Source organism: Halobacillus halophilus DSM 2266, from assembly GCF_000284515.1.
In the GTDB taxonomy this organism is placed as follows: Bacteria; Bacillota; Bacilli; order Bacillales; family Halobacillaceae; genus Halobacillus; species Halobacillus halophilus.
This window is the reverse complement of sequence record NC_017668.1, coordinates 3309073-3333297: the sequence shown is the minus strand read 5'-3', so window position 1 is coordinate 3333297 and position 24225 is coordinate 3309073. Positions and strand designations below refer to the sequence as shown.

The 24225-nt window shown below is 41.3% G+C and carries 27 protein-coding genes and 1 pseudogene; 24 read left to right on the top strand and 4 right to left on the bottom strand.

Annotated features, from left to right (window positions below; translation table 11 throughout):
* Positions 1-125: 125 nt before the first annotated feature.
* Complete coding sequence (locus tag HBHAL_RS16560; RefSeq protein ID WP_014644635.1) at positions 126-572, top strand: RDD family protein; 447 nt, start codon at positions 126-128, stop codon at positions 570-572.
* Between the two features lie 134 nt (positions 573-706).
* Complete coding sequence (locus tag HBHAL_RS16555) at positions 707-1135, top strand: RDD family protein (protein WP_014644634.1); 429 nt, start codon at positions 707-709, stop codon at positions 1133-1135.
* A 151-nt stretch (positions 1136-1286) separates the two neighbouring features.
* On the opposite strand, the gene HBHAL_RS16550 is transcribed toward HBHAL_RS16555, so the two are convergent.
* Complete coding sequence (locus tag HBHAL_RS16550) at positions 1287-1553, bottom strand: hypothetical protein (protein WP_014644633.1); 267 nt, start codon at positions 1551-1553, stop codon at positions 1287-1289.
* A gap of 264 nt (positions 1554-1817) precedes the next feature.
* Between HBHAL_RS16550 and HBHAL_RS16545 the strand changes: the two genes are divergently transcribed.
* The 8 genes from HBHAL_RS16545 to HBHAL_RS16510 all read left to right on the top strand — a co-directional run bounded on the left by HBHAL_RS16545 (position 1818) and on the right by HBHAL_RS16510 (position 8880).
* Positions 1818-2471: a GntR family transcriptional regulator gene (locus HBHAL_RS16545; protein ID WP_014644632.1), complete on the top strand. Its 654-nt coding sequence runs from the start codon at positions 1818-1820 to the stop codon at positions 2469-2471.
* A gap of 11 nt (positions 2472-2482) precedes the next feature.
* A complete protein-coding gene (locus HBHAL_RS16540) occupies positions 2483-3505 on the top strand; it encodes a DctP family TRAP transporter solute-binding subunit (protein WP_014644631.1) in 1023 nt (340 codons plus the stop codon).
* Positions 3506-3562: 57 nt separating this feature from the next.
* Positions 3563-4057, top strand: a complete 495-nt coding sequence (locus HBHAL_RS16535; protein ID WP_014644630.1) for a TRAP transporter small permease — start codon at positions 3563-3565, stop codon at positions 4055-4057.
* Positions 4054-5334, top strand: coding sequence for a TRAP transporter large permease (locus tag HBHAL_RS16530; RefSeq protein ID WP_014644629.1), 1281 nt, complete (start codon positions 4054-4056; stop codon positions 5332-5334). Before HBHAL_RS16535 ends, HBHAL_RS16530 begins: the two co-directional genes overlap by 4 nt.
* Before the next feature lie 183 nt (positions 5335-5517).
* Entirely contained in the window at positions 5518-5733 is a 216-nt protein-coding gene (locus HBHAL_RS16525) for a DUF6366 family protein (RefSeq protein ID WP_014644628.1), read from the top strand.
* A gap of 297 nt (positions 5734-6030) precedes the next feature.
* The gene (gene tnpB / locus HBHAL_RS16520) at positions 6031-7161 is read left to right on the top strand and encodes an IS200/IS605 family element RNA-guided endonuclease TnpB (protein WP_014644627.1); all 1131 of its coding nucleotides are present in this window, start codon (positions 6031-6033) and stop codon (positions 7159-7161) included.
* A 103-nt stretch (positions 7162-7264) separates the two neighbouring features.
* Positions 7265-7555 carry an RNA polymerase alpha subunit C-terminal domain-containing protein gene (locus HBHAL_RS16515; RefSeq protein ID WP_041601429.1) on the top strand — a complete coding sequence of 97 codons (291 nt, stop codon included), beginning with the start codon at positions 7265-7267 and terminating at the stop codon, positions 7553-7555.
* 236 nt (positions 7556-7791) lie between these two features.
* A complete protein-coding gene (locus HBHAL_RS16510) occupies positions 7792-8880 on the top strand; it encodes an NAD(P)-binding protein (protein ID WP_014644626.1) in 1089 nt (362 codons plus the stop codon).
* A gap of 126 nt (positions 8881-9006) precedes the next feature.
* Here HBHAL_RS16510 and HBHAL_RS16505 read toward each other — a convergent pair whose 3' ends face one another.
* Positions 9007-9621, bottom strand: a complete 615-nt coding sequence (locus HBHAL_RS16505; RefSeq protein WP_014644625.1) for a hypothetical protein — start codon at positions 9619-9621, stop codon at positions 9007-9009.
* Between the two features lie 428 nt (positions 9622-10049).
* On the opposite strand from HBHAL_RS16505, the gene HBHAL_RS16500 reads away from it, so the two are divergent.
* Both HBHAL_RS16500 and HBHAL_RS16495 read left to right on the top strand, forming a co-directional pair.
* Entirely contained in the window at positions 10050-11054 is a 1005-nt protein-coding gene (locus tag HBHAL_RS16500; protein WP_014644624.1) for an EVE domain-containing protein, read from the top strand.
* 286 nt (positions 11055-11340) lie between these two features.
* Complete coding sequence (locus HBHAL_RS16495) at positions 11341-12018, top strand: hypothetical protein (RefSeq protein WP_014644623.1); 678 nt, start codon at positions 11341-11343, stop codon at positions 12016-12018.
* Positions 12019-12124: 106 nt separating this feature from the next.
* On the opposite strand, the pseudogene HBHAL_RS16490 reads toward HBHAL_RS16495, so the two are convergent.
* Positions 12125-12376 (bottom strand): annotated as a pseudogene (locus tag HBHAL_RS16490) (SDR family NAD(P)-dependent oxidoreductase); the annotation flags it as partial.
* Positions 12377-12580: 204 nt separating this feature from the next.
* On the opposite strand from HBHAL_RS16490, the gene HBHAL_RS16485 reads away from it, so the two are divergent.
* The 12 genes from HBHAL_RS16485 to HBHAL_RS21595 all read left to right on the top strand — a co-directional run bounded on the left by HBHAL_RS16485 (position 12581) and on the right by HBHAL_RS21595 (position 22488).
* Positions 12581-12892 (top strand): hypothetical protein, encoded by a 312-nt coding sequence (locus tag HBHAL_RS16485; protein ID WP_145956065.1) that lies wholly within the window; start codon positions 12581-12583, stop codon positions 12890-12892.
* Positions 12893-13048: 156 nt separating this feature from the next.
* Positions 13049-13813, top strand: a complete 765-nt coding sequence (locus HBHAL_RS16480; protein ID WP_014644621.1) for a DnaD domain-containing protein — start codon at positions 13049-13051, stop codon at positions 13811-13813.
* A gap of 451 nt (positions 13814-14264) precedes the next feature.
* The gene (locus HBHAL_RS16475; RefSeq protein ID WP_014644620.1) at positions 14265-15293 is read left to right on the top strand and encodes a LacI family DNA-binding transcriptional regulator; all 1029 of its coding nucleotides are present in this window, start codon (positions 14265-14267) and stop codon (positions 15291-15293) included.
* 15 nt (positions 15294-15308) lie between these two features.
* Entirely contained in the window at positions 15309-15974 is a 666-nt protein-coding gene (locus HBHAL_RS16470; protein ID WP_014644619.1) for a YesL family protein, read from the top strand.
* A gap of 145 nt (positions 15975-16119) precedes the next feature.
* Complete coding sequence (locus HBHAL_RS16465) at positions 16120-17418, top strand: ABC transporter substrate-binding protein (protein ID WP_014644618.1); 1299 nt, start codon at positions 16120-16122, stop codon at positions 17416-17418.
* Between the two features lie 65 nt (positions 17419-17483).
* Positions 17484-18476, top strand: coding sequence for a carbohydrate ABC transporter permease (locus tag HBHAL_RS16460; RefSeq protein ID WP_014644617.1), 993 nt, complete (start codon positions 17484-17486; stop codon positions 18474-18476).
* Entirely contained in the window at positions 18476-19315 is an 840-nt protein-coding gene (locus HBHAL_RS16455; protein WP_014644616.1) for a carbohydrate ABC transporter permease, read from the top strand. The genes HBHAL_RS16460 and HBHAL_RS16455 overlap by 1 nt, the downstream gene beginning before the upstream one ends.
* Positions 19316-19347: 32 nt before the next feature.
* Entirely contained in the window at positions 19348-20694 is a 1347-nt protein-coding gene (locus HBHAL_RS16450; RefSeq protein ID WP_014644615.1) for a glycoside hydrolase family 30 protein, read from the top strand.
* A gap of 348 nt (positions 20695-21042) precedes the next feature.
* Positions 21043-21321: a VanZ family protein gene (locus HBHAL_RS16445; protein WP_014644613.1), complete on the top strand. Its 279-nt coding sequence runs from the start codon at positions 21043-21045 to the stop codon at positions 21319-21321.
* Positions 21322-21548: 227 nt separating this feature from the next.
* Positions 21549-21713, top strand: a complete 165-nt coding sequence (locus tag HBHAL_RS21760; RefSeq protein WP_014644612.1) for a hypothetical protein — start codon at positions 21549-21551, stop codon at positions 21711-21713.
* A gap of 37 nt (positions 21714-21750) precedes the next feature.
* Positions 21751-22089 carry a bacillithiol system redox-active protein YtxJ gene (ytxJ, locus tag HBHAL_RS16440; RefSeq protein ID WP_041601427.1) on the top strand — a complete coding sequence of 113 codons (339 nt, stop codon included), beginning with the start codon at positions 21751-21753 and terminating at the stop codon, positions 22087-22089.
* A 249-nt stretch (positions 22090-22338) separates the two neighbouring features.
* Positions 22339-22488 (top strand): hypothetical protein, encoded by a 150-nt coding sequence (locus tag HBHAL_RS21595; protein WP_158512384.1) that lies wholly within the window; start codon positions 22339-22341, stop codon positions 22486-22488.
* 331 nt (positions 22489-22819) lie between these two features.
* On the opposite strand, the gene HBHAL_RS16435 is transcribed toward HBHAL_RS21595, so the two are convergent.
* Positions 22820-23710, bottom strand: a complete 891-nt coding sequence (locus HBHAL_RS16435; protein ID WP_014644610.1) for a hypothetical protein — start codon at positions 23708-23710, stop codon at positions 22820-22822.
* Positions 23711-24225: the final 515 nt, after the last annotated feature.

Here is a 24225-nt window from a genome sequence, read left to right as displayed (position 1 = left end):
GGGTAGAACTGGACATTCTGAGGTATGGAAGATAGAGAAGGAACGAATCTCAGCATCTTATTTTTCTTGCATAGGAATATTATCCCAAGTAGAATGAGAGACAGTATCTTAGAGAGGGGAAAATTATGGACCAGACAGTCGGATTTTCGAAAAGATTTGGAGCTTCCTTATTAGACGGATTAATCGTATTCTTACCGATCGGACTTATTTCGGTTTTCTTATTTCAGGTGGACATGGACAGTTTTGTACCTAACCTTATACAGTCCCTTTACATGATGATTGTGCCTGTCTTCTGGTATGGCTATGTGGTAGGAAAGAAATTGATGGGCATTCGCGTCGTGAAAAAGGATGGAAGAAACGTAGGGATTGGCACGATGATTATGCGTGTGTTTGTTTCAGGCATCGTTTATGCCCTGACGCTTGGTATTGGTTATATTGTGAGTGCCTTTATGGTCGGGTTGCGCAGGGACAACCGCGCGATTCACGATTTTATAGCTGGTACGTATGTGACGGAAGCCGACCCGGGAGAAGCGGTTGGATTACAGTACAAGGATGATCTGAAGAGCGGTTAACCTTAATCAAAATCGCCGGGTTAACCTGATGCAAAGCTGCCGCTCAAGTGGGCGGCTTTCTTTTTCGTGAGAAGCACTCTCGGATGATAGAGTCATGGATGTATAATAAGCAGAATGATAGAAAGGGGAAGGTTATGGATCAATCGGTCGGGTTTTTAAGAAGATTGGGTGCTGTCCTGCTGGATGGTCTGATTGTATTTCTGCCTATTGGGCTGATCGTATCCGGACTGTTTCAGACGGATCTGAACAGCTTGATAACGAATGTGATCGAAGGGCTGTATCTGCTGATCGTTCCTGTATTCTGGTATGGCTACGTCGTGGGAAAGAAGATCATGGGGATCCGCATTGTGAAAACAAATGGAAAAGATGTAGGCATGGGGACGATGCTGCTGCGCGTGGTCCTGTCAGGCTTGGTTTATGGACTGTCGTTTGGTGTTCTCTATATTGTCAGTGCTTTTTTTGTTGCTTTTCGCAAGGATCACCGGGCGATTCACGATCTCTTTGCCGGTACGTATGTAACGGACGCGGAACCCGGGGAAGCGGCGGCTTTGCCGGACGCCTGAGGATGATCGGCTATTAAATAAGGAAATAATTTAGTTTGTAATAGGTGGCCCTGTGCGTGAAAGCAGGGTCTTTTTTTATGGTAGACTCAGGCTTTTTTATAGAATCTCTCAATCTAGCAAACAAAAAAACGAGCGATGATGCATCGCTCGATTATAGTTTAGACAGCGTTTGTAATTCAAAGTGGTCGGCAACCCGGTCGAAGTCACGGACGACATTAAACATTTGATTCTCTGAGAAATTATTCGTGCTTTCCCACACCTGAGGGTGGACGGTGAACGTGTAATATTTTCCTTCTGTAAAGTAACAGTGGTGAGGCGCGTCCAATAGTTTCTGTAAGGCTTCTTCATTTTTCGCTTCGTTCAGGCGTATAGGCTTTTGGCTGAAGATACTCCGTTTACATTTCGCTTCAATCTGCATAGGAAGCAGCTCCTTTTTATTAATAGATTCTTGTATAATTATCCTATCCAAATAGTCTGAAAATTATAACATCAAATTTGGACAAATTGCAGGTTCTATACGAACATTCCACCACTTTCTTAAAGTGGCAGGAATTTCGTGGGGCAGGCTTCTTTTTTTTATGCTCCTTTTTGTAATTTTTCTAAAATTCAGTTTACAAAGTTATGAAACTCTTATACAATTTTCAGTATACTGTATACAGGAAAAACATAGGTGGAGTGATTCATGAGAAGGGTCAATAAGATGATGTCCATATCCGACCAGACGTATGACTTGCTGCGTCAGTCGATTGTTTCTGGAGAATTCAGTGCCAATGAAGAATTGCCCGAGGAGAAAATTTCGAAGCAGATCGGTGTGAGTCGAACACCGCTGCGTGAAGCACTGCGCCGCCTCGCTGCAGATGGACTGGTCGTCCTGCAGAAGGGGAAACCGGCCAGGGTGGCGACCTTTACGATGGAGGGAGCCCTGCATCTGATGGAAGTCCGCACGCTGCTTGAAACGCACAACCTCCGAACGATTACCCCCATTCGATCTCAAGCTACCATTGAACAACTGCGGGAGAATGTACGGAATCAGAAGAAAGCGATTACAAAAGAGGATTATGAAGAGTTTGTCGAACTCGACAGGGATTTTCATTTATTGCTGACAGAAGACAATGAGAATAAGAAGTTAAGGGATCTGATCCTGCAAATGAATTCCGGGGATTACCGCGCCTTTATCATCTTATCGAACACGCTGTCTCAAAGTGCAGAAGCAGCCTGCGAGGAACACGAAGCCATCCTGGAAGCGGTGGAGGAAAAAGATGTCGAGCGGGCTTCGACAGCAATCGACCTACATATGAAAAAAGTCAGTACGCGCATCACTCACTATCAATCTTAGGAGGAGTACATATGAAGAAAGTTTTTCTAGTATTATTTGCAGCTCTACTCACATTAGCCGCATGCGGACGTCCGAGCTCAGGAGGTGACGGCGGTTCTGAAGACGGGAGCGGAGAAACGTACACCATTAGTCTCGCTCACTTAGTGTCAGAGGATCAGTCCTCTCACATTGCAGCCGAATCGTTTAAGAAGAAGCTTGAGGAAGAGTCGGACGGGCAGCTGAAGGTCGAACTTCACCCGAACGGGGAACTGTATCCTTCTGACCGTGAGGCGATTGAAGCGGTTCAGCAGGGCAATATTCAAATGACAATTCCGGCCGTTGCGTCAATTTCTTCCTTTAATGAAGATTTCATGGTGTTTGATCTGCCATTCTTGTTTGAAAACTACGAGCAGGCATACAAAGTATTGGACGGTGAAATCGGTCAGGGACTGCTGGATGATTTATCCGAACAAAATATCAAGGGACTTGTTTTTGCGGAAAATGGTTTCCGTCACCTATCGAATAACCAGGGTCCAGTCGAGTCTCTCGAGGATATTCAAGGTCTGAAAATGCGTACGTTGGAAAGCGCGGTTCATACGGCAACCTTTAACGCACTCGGCATGAATGCTTCTCCTTTCGCATTCGGTGAGCTTTACACAGCGCTCCAGCAGGGAACGTATGACGCAATGGAAGCACCGGTTTCCTTGTTCTATACGAATAAGTTCTATGAAGTGCAGGACTACCTGACCATGACGGGCCATGTGTATGCGCCGACGGCTTTACTTATGAACAATGACTTTTACGAGGGGCTTCCGAAAGACCTGCAGGAGTTAGTCGTGGAAGCTTCCGAAGAATACCGAACAGAGCAGCGGGAACTGGCACAAAAGCAGGACAGTGAGTTCTTGGAAGAGTTGAAAGCAGAAGGTATGGAAGTGAATGAACCTTCTGAGGAACTCATCCAATCCTTCAAGGAAGAAGTTCAGTCGGTTTATGACGAATTCGAAGATGATATTGGGAAAGAACTCTTGGAAAAAGTGCAGCAAGCTGTTGAATAACGATAACTTAAAGGAAGGCCGCGGCCTTCCTTTACTACATAACAGGGTGGGACAGACATGTCGAAGATTTTTGCAAATATAGAAAAAGGAATACTCGTGGCTACGCTTGCCCTGATGGTCGTCCTTATTTTCGGTCAGGTCGTAGGAAGGTATATTTTCCAGTCCGCTCCCAGCTGGACAGAGGAAATCGCCCGTTACCTGCATATCTTCCAAGTGTGGGTCGGCGCAAGCTACGCTGTGAAAATGAGAGAGCACATCCGGGTCGATGCGTTTGTGACCCTGTTTCACGGAGTCGTAAGAAAAATACTGGAATCAGCGAGCGTGATCCTGTGGTTTCTGCTGGTCCTGTTTTTAGCGGTATATGGAACCAATCTGGTCCTCGATACATTAAGCTACGGCCAGCAATCGCCGGCGATGCAGATTCCGATGTGGATTCCGATGGCCGCCGTACCGATTGGGTCAATTGGGATGACGATCCGTTTAGCGATTCAGCTCATCCAAATCTGGAAAGGGAATTATGATAAGCCGAAAAGCGAGGGGATTGCCACATGAGTATTCTCCTCTTATTTGGAACGCTGTTCGTCTGTCTACTGATTGGGGTACCGATCGCGATCTCTCTAGGAGTATCGGCCTTAACCGCGATTTACTTCGGAACGACGCTCCCTCTTGATATCATCGTGCAAAAAGCGTTTACTTCCCTGGATTCTTTCCCGCTACTCGCGATCCCCTTCTTCATGCTTGCCGGCATCTTGATGGGGAAAGGCGGCGTCTCTAAACGCCTTCTGACTCTAGCGACCTCGATGGTCGGCTGGATGACCGGCGGATTATCGATGGTAACGATTGTCGCTTGTATGTTTTTCGCGGCGATCTCCGGATCCGGCCCGGCCACCGTTGCCGCGATCGGCGGGTTTATGATTCCAGCTATGATCGCGAAAAACTATAAGCCGGGATTTGCCGCCAGTGTACCGGCGACAGCGGGTTCCATCGGGGTGATCATCCCGCCGAGTATCCCGTTTGTTATATACGGTGTAACCGCGAACGTCTCAGTCGGAGATATGTTTATCGCCGGGATTCTTCCCGGCATGCTGATTGGTGCCTTATTAATGGTCACGGCGTTTATCATTTCCGCTAAAAATAACTACCGCCCGGACGATACGTCCAAGGCGTCCGGAAAAGAAGTGCTTCGTGCGTTCAACGATGCGAAGTGGGCGCTGTTTATACCGGTCATCATCTTAGGTGGAATTTATGGCGGGGTGTTCTCGCCGACAGAAGCGGCCGTTGTATCCGTGGTGTATGCGCTGATTATTGGAGGCTTTATCTACAAAGAGCTTTCGTGGAAGACGATCTATGACTCGTTCATGCAGACGATCGTCATCAATTCAACGACGATGATTATTATCGCCCTGTCCGTCTCCTTCGCGCATTTTATGACGCTTGTCCAGATCCCGGATCAGATATCCGCTTATCTGACGGGACTGACGACGAATCCGATTTTCATCCTGATTGTCATTAACCTGCTGCTCCTTTTTGTCGGGATGTTTATTGATACGATCTCAGCCGTGGTCATCCTGACGCCAGTACTGCTGCCGATTGTGACGGAGTTCGGTGTCGATCCTGTTCATTTTGGTGTCATTTTAGTTGCGAACCTGGCGATTGGCTTTGTCACGCCGCCAGTCGGGGTCAACCTATTTGTGGCCTCTACGGTCGGAAAAGTAAAATTCGAGAAAATTGTCGTCGGTGTTCTTCCGTTTTTAGCGGCCATGATCCTGGCGTTGCTGATCATTACGTATGTGCCTGCTTTGTCGATGTGGCTGACGAAAATGTATTAATAGCAAGGGGAGAGGTCTTGCAGCGTATGCAGGGCCTTTTCTTTTTGTGCTGATCTCGAAACTGAGTCTTCTAGAAACGGGCAGGACAGTTGAAGATTCAGGTTCGAGATAATAGGCAGCTTTGAAACTAAATTGGATTCGTATCGTATGTGTAATAAGAGAAATGATTTATGGAGGGGTTAGGTGGAGAATGAAAAAGAAACTCCTGAAGAAAGAAGAGAAAGATTAAGACAAGAAGAATGGAAGGGAAATCCTACTGGAAATTTGAAGGATTCCACTCATAGATCCTCCTATGGAAGCCTAGTTGATTTTGTAGGTGGGATGGGATGGAAAGGAACAGGAATGCTCATTATCCTAATAATAGTAGGATTTATAATTTATTTTCTTTTCTTTAGCTAAGAGCCTTTAAGGAAGAAAGGAAAGAAATAAAAAGATTCCTCTTTAAGTAAAGGGTGCTAAAGTAAAAGAGCAGTATGAGATAGCTCGAATTCGAGTGTTACATAAACGGGGGGCGAATCAATAAAGAGATTCGTCTCCTAATTTTTAACATTCATCGGCAGAAGACTCCCTCTTCAAGCGCCGTGTCGAAGACTGGTGGCAAGGGGGAGATGAATGCCGTCGCCGTAAGGCGAATGCCTTTGAATATTCTCCCTTCCGTGATATCCTAAAGTAAGAACATATGTTCCTGATTAGGAGGTGGAAAGGTTGAAGCATAAAGCGTATAACTTTCGTATCTATCCAAATAAAACCCAAGAATCGCTCATCGCTAAGACAATCGGTTGCGCTCGTTTTGTCTTCAATCATTTCCTCTCCGAATGGAGCAGTGCCTACAAGGAAACCGGAAAAGGTTTGAGTTACTCTACTTGTTCCAAACAACTACCCAAGCTTAAAAGAGAATTCCTTTGGTTAAAGGAAGTGGATAGCACGGCCATCCAAACGTCGGTCAAACATCTTTCTGACGCTTATAAACGGTTTTTCAAAAAGCAAAACCAAGCTCCACGGTTCAAATCAAAGAAGAACAGAGTCCAGTCCTACACCACAAAATGCACAAACGGAAATATTGCCATCCAGGATCGCAAAATCAAGCTGCCTAAGCTGGGGCTTGTGAGATTTGCCAAGAGCCGTGAAGTGAAAGGTCGCATCTTGAGTGCGACGGTTCGCCGCAATCAGACCGGAAAATATTCTGTATCAATTCTTGTTAAAACAGATATTCAGGAACTTCCTAAATCCAACGCTTATATTGGCATTGATCTCGGATTGAAAGACTTCGCTGCTCTCTCGAATGGCACTACCTATCAAAACCCACGATACCTACGTAAGACCGAAAAGAAACTAGCAAAAGCTCAACGTATCCTTTCCCGAAGGGAAAAGGGATCTTCGAATTGGCATAAGCAACGTATTAAAGTAGCTAGACTTCACGAGAAGATAGCGAACTCCCGCAAAGATTATCTGCATAAGATTTCTACCGAAATCATCAAAAACCACGATGTGATCGGTGTAGAAAATCTCCAAATTTCCAATATGCTCAAAAACCGAAAACTATCCAAATCGATTAGTGATGTGAGCTGGTCGATGTTCACGTCTATGCTCGAATACAAAGCAAAGTGGTACGGGAAGCAGTTGGTAACCGTATCGAAAGTTTTTGCGAGTTCACAGCTGTGTTCCAAGTGCGGATACCAAAACCGTGAGGTAAAGAATCTCGCTGTTCGAACGTGGGATTGCCCAGATTGCGGCTGCCACCACGACCGCGACCTAAATGCGAGCTTCAATATATTGAAGGAGATTCAAAGAATCCTTACAACCGTCGGTGCGACGGGGCTAGCCTAATCATTTGAATGAACCGTTAGGTTCGTGCTCTTAGGAATCCCCCAACTTCAAGGAGTGTCAGCGAGTAAGTGGGGGGTAGTTCAATAATTAAGGAGATGTCTATATGACTCCAAATAAAAATATCAGGATATGCAATAAAGGGCACAGATATTTTAAAAGTAGCGATTGTCCAACTTGTCCAATCTGTGAAAACGCACGAAAACCTGAAAGTGGATTTCTCTCATTACTTTCAGCACCAGCCAGAAGAGCCTTGGAAAACAAAGGGATAACTTCTTTGAGGATTTTATCAACATACAGTGAAGAAGACGTTTTGAAATTTCATGGCATGGGTCCATCGTCATTGCCGAAGCTGAAATCAGCTTTGAAAGAGGAGGGATTATCGTTTAAGAAATAACATTCCTTATTCTGTGTCCAAGTGTAATTTTGTAATGGATTTCGAGTTAACTTAATCAATTAATTAGCGCGTATGTTCAAGTTTAGTTCTTGGAGATAATTATAATTGAACAGCGGAGGGATCTAATTCAGGAAGGAGTACGGGAACTTCGAGATCTGTATTACTAATTTCCCTCACGAAGGAAGGAATAAAATGGGCCTCCTTACGAACACTATAAAGAAAAGGGGGAGGACCTTGTGAAAACAGCGATTATCGGGGCAGGACTTGCCGGTCTTTCATGTGCCGTGACATTGGAAAAACATGGACATACGGCTGATATTTTTGAACACCAAAACGAAATAGGTTTTCGCTATGAAATTGCGCAATTAATAACGCCTATTCTTCACGCACCCGTCAATGACTCGGTGAAATTCTTTTCTGAAACATATGATATCCACTTAAAGCCAACGAGCAATGTACAGAAAATATATGTCCATTCCGAAAACGAATCTGCCTATGTAGAAGGAAATATCGGTTTTATCAATATGCGGGGCGAATATGAGGAGTCCTATGAGAAGCAATTAGCCCAACAGCTTGTGCATAGCAAAATCCATTACGGCAACCATGCGACTCATGAAGACATCTCAAAAGAATATACCCATGTGGTATTAGCCACAGGCGATCCACAGGCTACCCAGCAAATTCAGACATATGACATAGCATTAGCTTCTGCTTTTGCCGGTGCTATCGTCAAAGGGGATTTCGTCCGTAATGAGGTACATACCTGGTTCAATAACGATTTTGCTCCAAAAGGTATGGGTTACTTGCTGCCTCACTCCAAAACAGAAGCGACTCTCGTGATCGTCTATCCGCAATATGAAGACGATTGGTTACAAAAAAGAAATGAGTTCTGGAAAGAAATGGTGAAGCAAGCCTCCCGTACCCTAAATCAGGAAATTACGATTGAGAAAGAATTTACGATCGCCGATTACATGGTAGGAAAATGTTATTATCCACGAATCGGCAACACGTTCTTTGTAGGCAACTGTTTCGGAGCCACCACTCCATTCTTAGGTTTTGGGCAGACGGGATCTATTCTTAGTGGCATTTATGCAGCTCAGGATATCTGCGGGCTTGGGAATTATGAAGAGCTGTGTAAACCGCTCTATAAGGATTATGATGATTCCCTGGTACTCCGCAGAGCGATTGAAGGCCTGAGCAATCATCAAATGGATTTAGTGATTAAATCACTTCACAATTCGATGGTGAGGAAAATGGTCACCGAGCCGAACATGAGTGTTTTGAAAGGACTCAGTCACTTGTTGAAGCCTTTTACGTCGAAATAACGAATACTTTCCCTCTGAAGATTGAAGGAGCCTGACTCCATTTTTATGGGGGATCAGGCTTCTTTCTATAATTGATTCAGACTTATCAGAGTTTCAAAAAAAAACACTCCAGTGCATGGAGTGTTTTTACTTAATGTATCCGTGGCTTCGACGGATACTCATGCCTTCAGACAGGTCCTCGTCCCACGTAAGGATTCGCTGGACATTTTCGCATTCGGTCTGGCCGAAGAACTTCTTCACTTTTTCCCTGAATTCATTGTAGCGGATGGAGTCCTGAAGCATCTTATCGTAGGATTTCTTATACACCTGCACCGCGTCTTCTATGGCACATTCATAATCATGACGCAGCTTCTCAAGCGCCTTCGATGGACCGTGGTCCTGATAAGCTTCAGCGGTTAAGTATACTAAACGGTCAACAATTTCATATGGATGATTCTGAACCGGCGCATCCGGACAAGCTTCGTTTCTCGCGCGCAGCTTCCTGTCGAGATCCAGGATCTCTTCTACTGTTTCCGACTTCTTCTGCTGGAAGATCATTTTAATTTTAAGAATGAGTTCGTTGTAACGGATCACTTCCGGGCGGATATCTTCACTTGCTTCTTTATACATCTGAATCGCCTGGCCAAGGGCACATTCGTAATCGTGACGCAGCTTCTGAATGGTTGGGGAGTCATAGCGGTCGTTATAAGCTTCAACGGTAAAGTGAACCAGACGATCGACAATTTTTTGTGGTGTACTCATAGCTCCTCTTCCTTTCGTGTGACCTTCAACGGTTGGGAAGGCCTCTCGGTTTGTTATGGATGATAGTGTTATAACCTATATGACAGAGAAGTAAACATTTATATGCCTATTGATGTCGATTATTAGGGAAAAGGGGCTGTTTTTACCTGTGAAGTACCCATTTAGTATGCTCTTTCAACACGTTTGAATTTTATTTTAAATAAAAGCAGCAAATGGCCCTTCGTATTTAATTTCTGGTTCATACTAAATTACAGATTATCAATAGTTTAGTAGTTTATTTATGGTAAAATAGTAATTAATTCCAGTTGATTAGTGCGATGGTGGAGGTTTAAGTAATAAATCTATTAAAGCTAATGTATAAAATACTTTCGACATTTGTATTAAAGAAAATTTCTTCAAAAAATTATGAAGAAAAGGAGAAGATGTCTATGCTTTATTATTTGGATCATCGTGAAAGAGATAATTTAAGAATGCTTAAAAGATCTAACTTAAATAAGATTGGGTGGAAGGAAAAAGATTTAGAAGAATTGCTTGTTAAGAACCTGGACCGAATTTTAGATGAAGAAACACTAATGCCTATTTTTACTGAGAGAAGCTTTCAGGAAGAACCAGACATCATGGCATTGGACCATACAGGTAAGTTATACATATTCGAGTTGAAAAGATGGAAATCTAACGAAGAAAACCTACTTCAGGTATTCAGGTACGGTCAGATTTATGGACAGAAAAATTACGAAGATCTAGAAAAACTCTTTTTAAAATTTAATCCCAACTCTAATTCATTGGTTGAAGAACATAGGGAATATTTTAAATTAGCCAATGAGGAATGGATTAATAAAGAACAATTTAATCATCAGCAGCATTTTTTAATTGTCACGGATGGGACCGATATTAAAACAAGGAACGCAGTTAACTATTGGAAGAAAACAGGATTAAATATCGATTCAATAGTTTATCGAGTGTTTGTGACCGATAGTAATGAACAACTTATTGAATTTAACGCCTATTCGCCGTTTCAGGATGTAATTGAAATGGAACAATCAAACTTTATCTTAAACACTAATTATAAAAATAATCCTCACTCACACGATGAGATGATGAATGAGGAAAAAGCTGCCGCCTACTATCATCCGTGGAAGAATAAAATTAAACGAATTCAAAAAGGGGACAAGGTCTTTCTCTACCAAAGCGGAAAAGGTATTGTTGCTATGGGGATTGGGACTGGCGAAGTTCATATGAAAGAATATCAAGGAAAAAGTGATGAAGAGTACTATATGAGGCTTGAAGATTTCAATAAGCTCAAACACCCTTTAAGTGCAAAGAAGATGAAAGATGTTACAGACTCCAATTTTATGTTTAACCAAACTCTTTTTTCAGTGGATAAAAAGAAAAGTGACTTAATTTGGAAGTATATTAAAGATAACCACCTGTAGAACATAATTAATGCTTTCTAAATTAAAAAGAAAGTTAAAGAGTTGAACGAAAATACGTTCAACTCATGGGAAATTAGAAGCGTGACCTCCAAGCTACATAATTAACTTTATAGAAATAACTCATGAAACAAGTGGTCTTCTATAGACGCTTGTTTTTTTGCTCCCAATGACAGGTATCTAATTATTCTTTAAAGATTCAAAAATTCCCATGACGAAACTCCTGATATCAATGCTATAATAGGCAATAATAGAGAATAAATACACTCAGGGGTATAGGGGGATGATCATGAAGAAATTATGGTGGATCCTGGCAGCCTGTCTCTTCATGCTGGCTGCGTGCAGTTCAGATTCGAGTTCCAGCTCTAGCTCAGAAGCAGAGGGCGGAGAAACGTACCAATCGGAGGAACTAGCAGCCTCCGAGCAAGAGGGCTCATCCAGTGAAGAAAAAGAAGCTTCGGTCGAGATGGACAAAAACGTACTAGGTGTCAAAGTGACCGTGCCGAAATCTTTTTTCGAACTGCAGAATCAGAACTTTGAGCGAATTAAAGCGGACGCAGAGGCTAAAGGTATACCGGAAGTCGTGGATAATGGAGAGTCTGTAACCTATAGAATGTCGGAATCAAAACATAAAGAATTGATGAAAGAGATGGAGAAGCAGATGACTGCGGCCATTGAAGAAATAAAAAATGAGGACAACTACTCGTCCATTCAGGATATTCAAGCGACTGCATCTTACTCCGAATTTATGCTGTCCGTAGATCGGGAAGAATATGAAAACAGCCTGGATGGATTTGCGGTAATGGGGCTTGGCGTAACGGGAATGCTGTATCAATTGTTTAATGGGGCTGGCCCGGAAGAATATGATGTCACGGTTAACGTAGTGGATGCTGAGAAAGAAGAGGTTTTTGACACGATTACGTATCCAGAAGCTTTTGAATCGCTGAAAGAAGTGGAAGTGGAATAAGAATCTGTGGGTGATGTTGACTCCCTTGCTGATGCGTTCAGCAGGGGGGTTTTTTGTATAAAAAAAAGCAGACTCTGGTGAGGAGAGACTGCCTGATGTAACACAGTTACTTCGTTGTGGCAAATCCACCGTCGATCCGAATCACTTCTCCGTTAATATATTGAGCATTCGAAGTGAGTAGGAACGTAACGAGTTCAGCTACTTCTTCAGGAGTACCTAAACGCTTCTGCGGGATGCCGCTTTCTGCGCTTTCTTTCATTTTAGGGTTGGCATCAAAATAAGACTTCACCATTGGGGTTTCGGTCGGACCAGGAGCGATCGCATTGACGCGCATTCCATCTTTGGCATATTCCGCCACCGGTAATAATCGTTACTTTACTCAATGTAAAACCTCCTGAATTGTTAGTGAGCAGGTCGAAATACACCTTTATTATAGAATGAATATCTCTTGAAAGACATGTATTTGTATTATCCGTTGCTGGCTAGTGTTTATTCTTTTTCTGTAAAAGGATACGAAACTTTCTTCCTTCCCCATCGTAAAAAGAAGAAGAGGGGGATTGAAATGAAGCGAATCGTCCAGCAATCGGTTGTTTCTGCATTCGTGATCGGCCTTGTCGTGTGGATAGCCAGTCTTCTTGTTCCATTTTCCTATATCGATTGGAGCTTTTTTATTGGTCTTGGTTTGTCGGTCATCTTTTTCTTGTTTAATAGCAGCGGCGGACCAACTTCTAAAGGAGTCAATTATGCAGCCGCTTTATCCGTTTTCCAGCGTCAAGAGGAGGAGGAGCTGAAAACTGATGTAGGTGGCGTATTCTTTGGGTCTGTTCTCTACACACTCGTGAGTTTCATCACGATGATCTTTGTTTATTTTTAGCCAATCCCGGAGTAGAAATCTTAAGTGTAGATTGCTGAAAACGAATAAAAGTTTTATAAAAAATTAAAATTAAACGACACCAAATCGTAAGTTCTTTCGATTATAGAATCGGAGGGGCTTATTTTTTATGCCTCAAGCCAGAGGAGGAATAGCGACATGAATTATATTAAAGAAATCAACGCGTTTTATGACCGGATGGAGTTGGATGGGCTGACAACTTCAGAGATTGTGCTATGGCACACGCTGATGCATTTTCATAATAAAGCGGGCTGGCGGGAAGAAATTACGCTTGCGGCTACTTCGATTTTAGTGAAGTCGGGATTAACGGAGAGTGCGTTTAAACGGGCGCGTAAGCAATTAAAAGAGAAGGGTTATCTTACTTTTCGCTCAGTAGGGAAAAATCAGGCGCCTATCTATCAGTTAATTACCCGTGAATATCCGGAAAGCGGACGACTGAGTGACGAGCCGGCGATCCGCAAGGCGGACGTACAGATGACCGAGCAGATGGACCAGGAGGCGACCGAGCAGACGAACCAGTCAGCGGACGCATTACTTAAACAAAAAGAAATAAAACGAGACAAAACCACTGTGGTGGACGCCATCCGGAAAAATCCGCACACCTTTTACGAACAGAACTTCGGGGTGCTGAATCCCCATATTGCAGAGTCCATTACGGCGTGGTGCGAGGATATGCCGGAGGAACTGGTGCTCGAAGCAATGAAACGCGCCCTGCAGCAGAACAAGCCGTTTTTCCAGTACAGCGGAGGGATCTTAAAGCGCTGGCAGGCACGCGGGGTGAAAACGCTTGAGGAAGTGGAGTCGTTGGATTTGGAGGTGCGGCGGTCGTTAATCAGCAAACCTGAGGAAAGTCCTTCAGTGGATGATATTTTTGAAGAGGTAAGAAGAGAACGGGAAAGGTGAGGTTATGAGAAACCGATAATGACCACAATGGCGACTTAGCTGAATCTTATCTTGGTAAATTATTTAAATTTATTGGAAGGTTATGTCTCCAAGAAAGAACAAACGAAAGCGATTTCGTGTTAAAATTAGTACTCACTGTACAGAGGAAACATAACTATATTCGTTTACTATAAAGATTCAGCACAACAGCCCAAATTGCTTCTTTTAAGTAGCCTCTGTTAGGATAGGAAAAATATGAAAGACCCTGTATTTCCTCTACATTCTAAAAGCTCGATACAGAGACATCTGGTAATTTGATGAAAGTTCATACAGGAAGTCTTTATTTCTTGAGAGTTTGCACAACATCCTTGATTCTATTACCTTGCAGGGACCTGGACATTTAAGTTGCAATAGAATTTACACACTTAAAGCAGGTTATAAATTTATCCAAATATAAGGAGAAATTGTCTAAATGAAATTGACGATAAAGGAAATAGCCAAAAAGGCTGGAGTATCTCAATCTACCGTTTCGAAAATTATTAATAATTATGATGATGTAGGTTCAAAAACTAAACAAAAAGTGCTGGATATAATGGAAGAGTATGGGTACCGTCCTACCTATTCAGCCCAATCTCTTGCGAAAAAAGTAACGAAAGTAATCGGTGTGATTTACGCAGGGAAAATAAACGCTAATTTTAACCATCCATTCTTTGTAGATGTGGTGAGCTCATTCAAAAAAACAATTGGAGCGCAAGGGTATGATTTATTATTCTTTTCTAACGAGCAATTTCATAAAGCCGATGAAGATTATTTAGCTCGTTGTCAGCATTACAATGTAGATGGATGTATCATTATCGGAGGTGAAGATGTTGAATCATCTGTCTATGAATTGGATCACAGTAATATTCCATGTATGGGGGTAGATATTGAGCTGAAAGGGAAGCGCTCAGCCTACATCATTACGGATAACCTGAAAGTTTCTTCTTTAGCAGTGGAACACTTCTATTTGAATGGCCATCGAGATATTGCCTTTATTGGTGGAAACGATGAATCTATAGTATCTCAACAAAGGTTAGATGGATTTCAACAAGTGATGAAAACCTATGGACTGCAAATTAGAAAAGAATGGATTCAATCAGGGGACTTTTTTGAAGATAGTGGATACAAAGCCATGAACGATCTCCTAAGCCTGAATCTACTTCCTAAAGCCGTTTTTGCTGCTTCTGATTTAATGGCGATTGGCGCTATGAAAGCCATCAAGGAAAGTGAGAACGACATACGGAGTTTCTCGATAGTGGGCTGTGATGATATTATTGCATCCAAACATACGGATCCGTCCCTTACGACCATCATGCAGGATAAAGAAAAGATTGGAAAAATGGCTGCGTTTATTTTGGAAGATCTGATTCAAGAGAATATTGAGCATACATGTGTCATTGTTGAACCAGAATTAATTATAAGGGATTCAAGTAATCCAGTTATGAAAGAACCAAGTTGGTAGATAAGGAGAATTCTTATGAATACGAATCAAACTTTTTCCGCAATTCGAACGAGTACAGAATTTATTTTTACATTAGCCTATCTGAATATTCTTTGGATTTTATTTACCTTAATGGGCGTAGTGATAGGAGGGATTGGCCCCTCCACAGCTGCCTTGTTAGAAGTAATTGATAAATGGCAGAAAAAAGGGATGATGCAAGAGAAGATGTTCAGCCTGTATTGGCGAGCGTATAAAAAGTCATTTACAAAGGCGAATTTATTATTAGTCATTCAACTAGTGGCAGGAATAATCCTTTATGTGGATCTTCGATTCACCATTACTATGGAAAATGGTATGTTCGCTGCATTAGCAGGAGTTTGGATCTTTATGACTATTCTTTACATCATTATGCTCATGTTCAGTTTTCCACTTCTAGTTCATTTGAGACTAAGTGCGTTACAAGCTATTAAACATTCGTTTTATTATGCCTTTTCTTCACCTATCCTTACCATCGCTGCTTTTCTAAGCTTCATAGGGATTCAAATCGCTTTATATTATCTCCCCTCATTGTATCTCTTTTTTTCAACCAGTTTATTTGGATTTGTCATCGTGTATGTGTCTAGAAAAATAGCTTCACGTATAGATAAATTAAAAATCCAGAATCATGCAGAAAAAGAAAGCGTTGACATAATGGGAAGGTAGTAATAAAATGGCAATAACGAAACCGGTTTAGTGTGAATATTCTTTATTTTCTGACGATCCATTCTTGGAATGGTGTATCTTCAGCGATAAAATACTGCTTTTAACGAAACCGGTTTAGTAAATTAGAGAGTAGGGGGAGTATATTTTGAAGAAAAGTTGGAGTATTGCGTTTTTACTAGTTTTAGCTGTGTTTTTGGCAGGTTGTTCGGACAGTAGTAGTACGGAAGAAAATGAAAACGCTTCAGAAGGTGATGTTAAAACTGTTGGATCTGAAGATGCGGAGGTAGAGTTGTCTTTCTGGTTATTTGGTGCTGATTATGAAAGTTTAGTTGAAGAATATGTAGAAGAGAATCCTAATGTCAGTATAGACATTCAGCAGATTAGTATGGCGGACCACCATAACAATCTATTTACTGCATTATCTGCGGGTAGTGGAGCTCCTGATATGGCTGCTATCGAGGTATCTGAGATTGATAAGTACAAAGGCGCTCAAGACAAATTTTATAATTTAAATGAATTTGGTGCAGAAGACATTCAAGACAATTACTTAGATTGGGTATGGGAGATTGGTTCAAGTGTAGATGGTGAATTCCAATTTGGTATTCCTACAGATATTGGACCAACAGCCATGTTTTATAGAAAAGATGTTTTCGAGGAAGCGGGATTACCATCGAAACCTGAAGAAGTGAACGAGCTAATCCAAACATGGGATGACTATGAGAAAGTAGCATCTACTGTTTTGGAAGAGACAGGAAAAGTGATGGTTGATAATCCTGAAACCGTATTTAATGCTAAAAAAGACCAGGCTCCAGAGCAATATTTCAACAAAGATGGAGAATTAATCATTGATTCCTCTCCTTATATAAAAGATGCTTTCATGAATGTTTCTGGTATGATGCAGGAGGATTACATAGGAAATTATGAGTTATGGTCGCCTGAATGGGGAGAAGGCATGTCGAACGGAAGTTTTGCAACCTTACCTGGACCGGCCTGGATGAGGGATACAATTAAGAATAATGCTCCAGATGCCGAAAACTGGAGAATTGCTTCTATGCCTGAAGGAGCAGGAAACTGGGGAGGTTCATGGATGACGATTCCTAAGCAGTCTGAACACCCGGAAGAAGCTTATAAGTTCTTAAAATGGTTACTGGCACCTGAGCAGCAACTGAAATCCTTTAAGAATAATGGAATGTTCCCATCTACTCCTGAAGTTTATGAAAAAGAAGAGTTTAAGAATATAACAGATGATTACTATGGTGGACAGAACGTAGCGCAGATCTTCGCCGATGCAGCTTTAGAGGTTGAGCATGTTCATAAAGGTGAGCAATATGGCGATGCCAATATGGAAGTCGTTCAAGGATTATACAATGTGTATGATGGGTCTGATCCTGAGCAAGAGTGGGAAGACATCGTATCAAGAATCGAGCGAAGACTTTCACGTTAATCAATGAGAAATAAGTGGGTAAGCTGAACACACTTACCCACTTAATTTTTTAAAGGAGGATGGGTATGTCTCAACCCCAGCCAAAACAAGAGCACTATTATGATGATAGCCAGGTTGAACCTGGTATTCCCAACCAAAAGGAATCACCTAAAAGGCGACAGCTTTCTCAGAAAAAAAGAAACATGATTTCTGGTTATTTATTTATATCCCCTTTTTATCTTCTCTTTGCGGTGTTTGGTTTATTTCCAATTTTATTCAGTTTTTATCTAGCTTTTTTTAAGTGGGATGGCTTAGGTGAAATGACCTTCGTAGGTTTGAACAACTTTGTGATTATCTTTAACGATCCTCTTTTCTGGAAATCTTTATATAACACGATCGTCATTGGTTTAATGGGTACTGCTCCGCAATTACTCGCTGCGTTATTACTTGCGTTTGCTTTGAACTCTGCGTTAGTTAAGGGGCAAAGTTTCTTCAGGCTTGCGATCTTTTTACCTTACGTAACATCGATCGTTGCGGTAGCCATTGTCTTTAGTGTTATTTTTAGTAACCAAGAATCTGGTCTTGTGAATTCCATCATCGGAGTATTTGGTATGGAACCGATAACTTGGACAAGATCTGAATGGGGGACGAAAATCGCTATTGCTACCATGGTTTTTTGGAGATGGGTAGGCTATAACACTATTATTTATTTAGCTGGAATGCAAAGTATCCCTAAAGATTTGTATGAGGCGGCTAAGATGGATGGAGCAAGCCTTCGACAGCAAATCATTCATATTACGATCCCGATGCTTAAACCATTTATCTTGTTTACCGTATTTACAGCTACAATTGGTGCTTTGCAGTTGTTTGCGGAACCACAAATTTTCCAGGGGCGTGGAGGAAGACCAGAAGGAATCAGTGTGGTCTTGTACTTATATAGAGATGCATTCTCCAGTAATTTCTTTGGTACGGCGTCTGCCACAGCCATCGTGTTGTTTGTCCTGATTATTATCATCTCTACGATCAACATGTATTTCACCAATCGAATTGGTGGTTCAGATAAGGTGGGTGCTAAATAATGTACAGTGAAAAAGTGAAACAAAAAATGGCTAAGTCTTCTCTCTATGGATTCCTTATAACCGTATCTTTAGCTTCGTTATTCCCATTTTATTGGATGTTTGTGATGGCGACGAATTCAAACGAAACGATCAACCAAACTCCACCGGCTCTTATACCTGGATCTGAACTAGTTACCAATTTCCAGAATGTATTAGGCAGTATTCCTTTTTTTCGAACTATGTTAAATTCACTAATCGTTTCCACATCTATTACGCTAGGGGTAGTTCTCCTGTGTTCTTTAGCAGGTTTTGCCTTCGCTAAAATACCCTTTCCTGGCAGAGGAATATTATTTGTATTGATTCTTGGAACAATGATGATCCCTCCTCAGCTAGGGCTAATTCCAACGTATTTTATTATTACAGAGCTTGGTTGGTTAAGTGATTTAAAAGCTGTTATTGTACCCGGATTAATGCATGCTTTTGGTATATTCTGGATGAGGCAGTATATTTCTAGTGCGGTACCTGATGAGATTATGGAGGCCGCAAGAATTGATGGCTGTAGTAATTTTCGAATGTATTGGAACATCATTATTCCTACGATTTTACCAGCCTTTGCCACGCTTGGGATCATTGTCTTCATGCAAATCTGGGGTGATTACTTATGGCCTCTTGTCGTTTTAAAAGATCAATCCATGCATACCATTCAAGTAGCTTTACGGTCACTAATGGACGACAGGGTAAAGGATTATGGAATGATTTTATCAGGTACATTTTGGGCGACGGTACCATTGATCATCATATTCCTGTTATTTAATCGGATGTTCATTAAAAGTATTACCGATGGCGCTGTTAAAAGTTAATCAATCGTTGCGCTTTAAAGGAGGTTTTCATTTTGAGAAAGTTTACAGTTATCCAATCAGATAAAGAATCAGCTTCATTTTTAGAAAATAAAGGTGAAAAATCCATATTTTCAAATGAAACGACTACAGCGAGAAATTCCTATATAACGATTCATGCAGAAGAAGAATTTCAGGAATGGATGGGATTTGGCGGGGCATTCTCTGAAGCAGCCAGTTACACTCTTAGTCAGATTTCCCCTCAAAACCGCTCCAAGGTCATTCAGTCCTATTTTGATAAGAAGGAAGGATTGGCCTATAATCTTGGAAGAACTCATATCAACAGTTGTGATTTTGCCTTAGAAAATTACACATATGTAGAAGAGAACGATACAACTCTTGAGTCCTTTACCATTGATCGGGAGAAGGAATGGGTCCTACCATTGATCCATGATGCGAAGGAGATAGCAGGTGAAGAGTTGACGATTTTATCTTCACCGTGGAGCCCTCCCGCATGGATGAAAACCAACAATGAAATGAATAATGGTGGGAAGCTAAAAGAGGAATTCCGACAACTATGGGCTGATTATTATGCTGCCTACATTACTGCTATGGAAGAGAATGATGTGAAGATTTGGGGGGTTACCGTTCAAAATGAGCCAGCAGTAGCCCAAACCTGGGATTCGTGTGAGTACACAGCTGAAGAAGAAAGAGATTTTGTTAAGAACTATCTCGGCCCAACTTTACAAAGAGCAGGCTATGGAGATAAAAAAATAATTATCTGGGATCATAACCGTGACATGATTGTGGAAAGAGCTTCCGCTGTACTCTCTGATCCAGAAGCGGCTCAATATGTTTGGGGAACTGGGAACCACTGGTATGTATCAGAAGAATTCGAGAACCTTTCTAAAGTACATGAACAATTTCCTGACAAACATTTACTGTTTACAGAGGGTTGCATTGAAGGGGGAGTACAGCTAGGGGCATGGGGAACAGGTGAACGATATGCCCGTAATATTATCGGGGATATGAACAACTGGCTTGAAGGGTTTATTGATTGGAATTTAGTGCTCAATGAACAGGGTGGACCTAATCATGTTGGCAACTACTGCGATGCTCCAATTATTGCAGATACGGAAAGAGATGTCGTCCATTTTAACAGTTCTTATTATTACATTGGTCATTTCAGTAAGTACATACGACCTGGAGCCAAAAGAGTGAAAGTAAATTCCTCCGCGGAAAGCCTTTCTTTAACAGCGTTTAAAAATAATCCGAATGAGATCATTGTGGTTCTCCTGAATGAAACAGAAGAAGATCAATCCACAAAGATAGAGATGCAAGACTATTATTCTGAGGTTCACTTACCAAAAAGATCGATTACGACTTGTATTATTGAAAGATAATATGGTCATTGTCCTTATTTGAGTAAATCAATGGAGTTTTCATTGATTTACTCTTTTTTTGATTGATGGAACTTGCAACGGAATGGTCCGGTCTGGATGGCTGGGCTCAGACTCACGTATACGTTTATAGGGGTGTAGGTGGGGCTATTCGATCTGCTTTTAAGAGGGATGGAGTATAAAATTCTCGTCTGCTTTCTATAATAATAGAAAACTCTCATTATGGCAGGAGATGGCTAACGTGATCAGAAGATTATTCATTACGCTCCTCCCTTTGATTTACATGGGGATGATCTGGCTGCAGTCCAGCTACCCGATCCAAACGATCAAGCAGTTCCTGGGGGTATTAAAATGAATACGGTTCTTGAAATGATGCATTTTGTTGAATTCGCGATCCTCTATCTTCTACTCATCGCAGCTTTAGGCGTGAATCATAGATTAACGAAGGTAACCAGCTGTTTGGCTGCTTTATTTTCCATCCTGTATGGGGTGGGAGATGAAGTTCACCAATTATTTGTCGTTGGCCGCTCTTTTACTTTCATAGATTTGGTAAAGGATACAGTCGGAGTAGTCACCGTGTGGGGCAGTTTCCATGCTTTCTATTTTGGCACTGGGAAAGCTCATTATTGATTGTACTGAATCAAGTATAGAATTGATGATCCACTAGGTTACGAACACGGACGTGTGGAACAGCAAAAGCTTTAGATAATTCAAATGTTTACCCACTGCGGACGTAATGTATAAATAGGAATCCTTAGAAAAAGTAAGGGAGCCATTTTATGAAACGTTTGCTGTATTAAACCGTATGTAATGTAAAGGGATTATGGATAAATATACTCTACCAAATGGAGAGGAATATGAATATGAGACACTCAAGGTTCCGTGGATTAGGAATTGCTCTGGGTGCAGCGATTGGCACCAGCGTTGGAGTAGCTATTAATCAAGTAGCGATTAGTATTCCAGTTGGTATCGTCTTAGGCTTAATCTTTGGTTCTATTTTAGACAATCGGAGCAATAGGTAGGGCTTATTGGACGTATTAGACTTATAGGGGGATGAAAATGGAGAGTATTAATGAACTGACATCACAAGAAGATTGGCAAAACGTATGGAAACGTTCGATGGATTCTCCGATATTAGTTTATAAACATAGCACATCCTGTTTGATAAGTGCTAGAGCCTTCAAGCAACTGAAGACTTTCCAAAAGTCAGGGGAAGATGAAATAGATTGCTATATGGTGAAGGTTATTGAAAACAGAAGAGTATCCAATGAGATCGCAAAGGATACAAACATTTCTCATAAATCACCTCAAATTCTCCTCATAGATAAACAACAAGTTGTATGGAATACATCCCATTGGAAAATAACAGAAAAGCGTATACGGAAAGAGGTTCGTTAATTGAGCAGGAGTGTTAGAAGATTAGTGTGCGAACGTGGGCGTTAGTTAAACAAACGATAAACAAAAGTGTAACTTCCGATTGTTAGGGAGTTACATTTTTTTATGTAATATCTACATTAAACTTTACCAGATTCACACTTGAAAAAATAAGTGGTTATTTCCCATCCTCCATTACAAACCACAGGTTCTATGGTGAAGGGGAACACTGTAACATACAATACTAAAAGACGTTTTACAGGAGGACTGAATGTGGGCGAAGATTATTTAAGGAAGCGGGTTAAACTCTTTATTGATCAGGTCACAGGGAAAGTCACGCCGCCAGTTCCGCTCAAGAATATTCCCCGTCACAGTTTTTGGAAGCGATGGTTTAAGAAAAGAGCCTCTAAGGACTCGTTCTAATCGTTGTTCGTGTTATTAGCACACAAAAAAGCCCCGAGTTGGTAGGAGTCTCCTCGAGAAGTGTAGTAAGAATATCCGGTTCGTGCTCATTTATACGATCTGTCTGGAGGGAAACAGCCCGCTTTTTAGTGGGTTCTCGTTTCCCTTCTTTGTTTGTGCAAATGGTTTAATAAACTTGAAGTACCATTTTGGTTAGGTTTGTTCTTTTTAATATGAGCTTGACGATTCCTTACAAACTCCTTGGCTATGTCTTTTGGGGGTGCTTTGTCCTTATCAGTCATCGTATATCTCCTTTATTTTCAATAAACCAAGCACTTATCGTCTTGTCCTTTTATTTTTCTTTTATCACTTCGTTTGTATCCAAGTAGTACGTGATCATCAATTCCTCGTACAGGATCTTTGAGTAGTTAATAATACTTTGAAGTGCATCGATGTCATATTGTTCAAACGGTAAATCAAAACCTGTTTTCATAACTATAATAATATGCTCATCCGTTTCCACTTTGTACTGTCCTTCCGATTCTCCTTCGAATTCCTTCTCAAAACACGCTAACCCGACTAACGTATTCTCTCCATTGATTAAACGGTTGGAGTAAACGGCTTGTTGAGTTTTCTCATTTCTTAAGAGGAACTTATACATACGCGTCGTATTTTGGTCCATGTTCTCTGTGGTACTCAAAATAAACAATTCGGATTGTAAATCCGGATAAAAAACTCGTATGTAATCCCGGTAATCAGAAGCTAAATAACTGATGATTTCCTGCTGTACGGTATCTTCTTCCATTCTTCTTTTAAACGATTTCTTATCCTCGTAAATATCGGACAGGATTTCGATATTCTGTTCGAGCATGGATGAGATAAAGGTGAATCGCTGCTGAATTCTAGATTCTGCAAGGGCGCTGTCACTAATATCAAACTCCATTTTATTAATTTTCACTTTTTTAATCATCGACAAAGACATCCATATGACAAACGATCCACCGGCGAGAATTAGAACCATAGCCAACATCCCTGTAATTAAAGGGATATTCGCCATATGTTCAATGATCGTTCCGGGATCAGCGAACATAGGATTATTCCAATATCTCCATGAAATGTAACCACCTACTCCAGCAGCTAACAGCAAGAATATCGTTAGGGAAATGGAGTAGATGCTTTTCTGATGATTCTCAAGCCAGTCAAAAAAGCGATCCACTCGCCTGAAGAACCAATTTTTATACATGGGAACGCCTTCCTTCTGCCACGTTAATTTTTCCTTACCTTTTATTCTATTGAACGTGACCGGTTAACATGAAAGGAGTTGTAGATATTGGCGGAGATCAGGGAAAGGCTTTATTAAGTGACGTGATGGTTTTACCATAGAAAAAAAACTTCCAATCTTATGGAAGTTTCTGGGGTGTTTAAATCATGGACGGAAATAGACCTGTTGAAATATGTTCGTGCCCCTACAAGTTGGAAGTTAGCATGGAATTAGACAAAATTCTGCTAGAGTTTTGCTGTAAAGATCTACCTTATATTCTATTTTGGATAAAACAAGAAGCGAAAATCTTTTAAGTAACGTGCTATATGCAATAAGAAACAACATAAGGAATGCTGATACTAAAGCAGCCCTTGACTACTCAGCGTATCGAAGTCCTATAAAGTGAAAAAGAAATGGTACACCAATGTTAGTTATAGCTAAAAGTAAATGAGACTTTTCACACGCAGTTAAAGCGCTGTATCCATCTTTTCAGCCTC